The organism is Xanthobacter sp. BG11Y11_SDJG, assembly GCF_057364445.1.
This window is the reverse complement of record NZ_JBNFNU010000466.1, coordinates 1-2,969: the sequence shown is the minus strand read 5'-3', so window position 1 is coordinate 2,969 and position 2,969 is coordinate 1. Positions and strand designations below refer to the sequence as shown.

General features: G+C 73.2%; 2 protein-coding genes. One reads left to right on the top strand and one right to left on the bottom strand.

What is annotated here, in order from left to right:
* Positions 1–334: 334 nt before the first annotated feature.
* Positions 335–1,360, bottom strand: a complete 1,026-nt coding sequence (locus AC2W7M_RS22950; RefSeq protein ID WP_486135196.1) for an AbrB family transcriptional regulator — start codon at positions 1,358–1,360, stop codon at positions 335–337.
* 312 nt (positions 1,361–1,672) lie between these two features.
* Between AC2W7M_RS22950 and cobT the strand changes: the two genes are divergently transcribed.
* Complete coding sequence (gene cobT / locus AC2W7M_RS22945) at positions 1,673–2,704, top strand: nicotinate-nucleotide--dimethylbenzimidazole phosphoribosyltransferase (protein WP_486135194.1); 1,032 nt, start codon at positions 1,673–1,675, stop codon at positions 2,702–2,704.
* Positions 2,705–2,969: the final 265 nt, after the last annotated feature.

Here is a 2,969-nt window from a genome sequence, read left to right as displayed (position 1 = left end):
GGTCGAACGGACCGGTGGGCAGGAGCGGCGGCTGGGCGAGGAAGCGCGGCTGCGTGCCCCTGGCCGCGCGAGTGCGGCAGTCCGAAGGCCCCGATCGGAGCCCGCACATCATCCCTGTTCGATGAAATGCTCGATCTGAGCTGCGCTCAGACCCGAGGAGGGGTGTCCCATGTCCGATATCTCCCTGCGGCCGCCGCGGTGCGGGGCCGTCATTCCCGTTGGCTGCGCATGCGCCGTGCCGGCGCGCAACTCAGACGAGGGGGAAGAAGATGGACATGAACATCATGGGACAGACCCTAGCGCCCCTCTCGCGGCGTGCCAACTCCGCCCGCCGTCACCTTGCGCCGATCCGCCCATAGAGCCGGTAGAGCGGGCCGGTGAGCAGGACCACGGTGAGGATGCGTACCAATTGCCACGCGGCCACCAGCGGCGGGGCGAGGCCCAGGGCCTCGGCGGTCAGCGACATCTCGGCGATGCCGCCCGGCGCCATGGCCAGAACCCCGGTGGGGAAGGCCACGTAGTGCATGGCGAGGGCCGCGAAGGCGACGTTCGCCGCCATCAGGAGCAGGGTGGTCACCGCCGCCGCCGGCAGGAACGGGGTCGAGAGCACGTGGCGGATCTGGTCGCGCTGGAAGCGGCAGCCCAGCGCCGCGCCGATGGCGAGCTGGGCGCCGGCGGTGACGATCAGCGGCGCATGGGTCGCCCGGGCGATGACGAGCGCCATCCCCATGCCGAGCGCGAGGCCCGCCAGCAGGAACGGGTTGAAGATCCTCAGCCGCCGCAGCCCCAGCGCCAGCGGCACGCACAAGGCAAGACCCAGAAGCAGCAGATGCGGCTCCAGCGCCGGCAGTTCCGCCAGATGGTGCCGCTCGCCGCCGATGGCCAGCGTCATGGCGGGCGGGATGAGGAGCACGATCAGCACCACGCGCAGGCTCTGGGCGAGCGAGACCAGCGTGGTGGAGGCGCCGAACGTATGGGCCAGAACCGCCATCTCGGCGAGCCCGCCGGGCATGGCGGCGAAGAAGGCCGTGCGCCGGTCGCAGCGTCCGAACAGCGCCAACGCGCGGGCGAGGAACAAGGCGGCGAGGATCGAGGCGAAGCCCGTCGCCACCATCAGCCAGCCCAGCTCCAGCAGGCGCAGCGCCACCGGCGGGGTGAAGAACAGGCCCACCGAGAAGCCCACCGCCGCCTGTCCGCCCTGGCGGAACGCATCGTGCAGCCGCACCGCGAAGCCCGACAGGCCGAACGCGGCGGAGACGAACAGCGCGCCGAGCAGGAACGGCAGCGGCACGTGCGCCGCCCGGAAGGCGAGCGCCGGCCAGGCACAGCGCGGCGAGGATCGCCATGCGGGCCCAGGCAGGAAGGCGGGAGAAGGTCGTCCGGAGGCGGGTCATCATGCGCGTCGCAGCGGCCGGGCGGCCGGTGGGGGGAGGACAGGACGGCGCGCGGAACGGGCGGCCGATCGGGCGGCCACCTCTAGAGCGCGCTCCGCGCAAATTGAATCCATTTGCTGGGTGAATCGCCCTTGAGACTCAAGACGGAGCCCGCGGAGGCGGACAGCATGCGCAACCGTTTTCCGCATTTCCCGACACCAAGCGGCTGCCGGCACCGCAGGTTTGCCGCGCCGGCCGTTGCGCTCTAGAACGCGCAGGCCCACAGGAGCCGCGCCTTCATGTCCGCCTCGCCGCCTGCCGCCTCGGGACTGCCCTTCGACGACATCCGCGCCCTCGTCGCCTCCATGCCGGGGCCGGACGAGGTGGCGCGGGCCGCCGCCTGGGAGCGGCAGGCGCAGCTCGTGAAGCCGCCCGGCGCGCTGGGCCGCCTGGAGGAGATCGCCGCCCACCTCGCCGCCTGGCAGGGCAAGGCCATGCCGCAGGTGCTGCGGCCGATGGTGGTGGTGTTCGCCGGCACCCACGGCGTCGCCGAGCGCGGCGTCTCGCCCTACCCCAGCGCCGTGACGCGGCAGATGATGGACACTTTCACCGCCGGCAAGGCCGCGGTGAACCAGATCTGCGCCACCTTCGAGGCCGGCCTTCGGGTGTTCGAGCTGGCGGTGGACCATCCCACCCCCGACATCGTCGAGGCCCCGGCCTTCGACGAGCGCACCTGCGCCGGCACCATCGCCTTCGGCATGCAGGCCATCTCCGGCGGCGCGGACCTTCTGTGCCTCGGCGAGATGGGCATCGGCAACACCACGGTGGCGGCCGCCGTCTGCCACGGCCTCTATGGCGGGACCGCCGAGGACTGGGTGGGCGCCGGCACCGGTGCCGCACGCAGCCGTGATGGCCCGCAAGATCGAAGCGGTGCGCGCCGCCGTGGCGCTCAACGAAGGCCAGCTTGCGACCCGCTGGAGGTGCTGCGCCGGCTCGGCGGGCGCGAGCTCGCGGCGATCGCCGGCGCCATCCTCGCCGCGCGGCACGAGAAGGTGCCGGTGGTGCTGGACGGCTATGTGGTGACCGCCGCCGCCGCGGTGCTCCACGCCATGGACCCGTCCGCCCTCGACCACTGCCTCGCCGGCCACGTCTCCGCCGAAAAGGCGCATCGCGCGCTGCTGGAACGGCTCAAGCTGCGGCCCATCCTCGACCTCGGCATGCGGCTCGGCGAGGGCTCCGGCGCGGCGCTGGCGGTGGGTGTCATCAAGGCGGCGGTGGCCTGCCATTCCGGCATGGCGACCTTCGCCGAGGCGGGCGTCTCCGAAGGCTGACGGGCCAGCACGCCTTCGCGCGCCACCCCCGTCATGGCCGGGCCTGACCCGGCCATCCCGTTCCGCGGCCAGGCGCCCCTCGGAGAGGCTCGCCCGAGAGGCAAAGCGGGGAGGCTCGGGTCAAGCCCGCGCATGACGGCGATGGATCGGCCTCGCCGGTGCCGGGTCGGCCTGGTGGGGATGGATCAGGCCGCCGCGCCGGTCACGGCCGGCGCCTCCGGCGCCAGCACCCGGCCCGTCGGCAGAACGAGGCTCGCCCGCGTCC

Bases quoted from the DNA above. Each gene is read 5' to 3' on its own strand.
- cobT (WP_486135194.1), top strand. From the start codon at position 1,673: ATGTCCGCCTCGCCGCCTGCCGCCTCGGGACTGCCCTTCGACGACATC.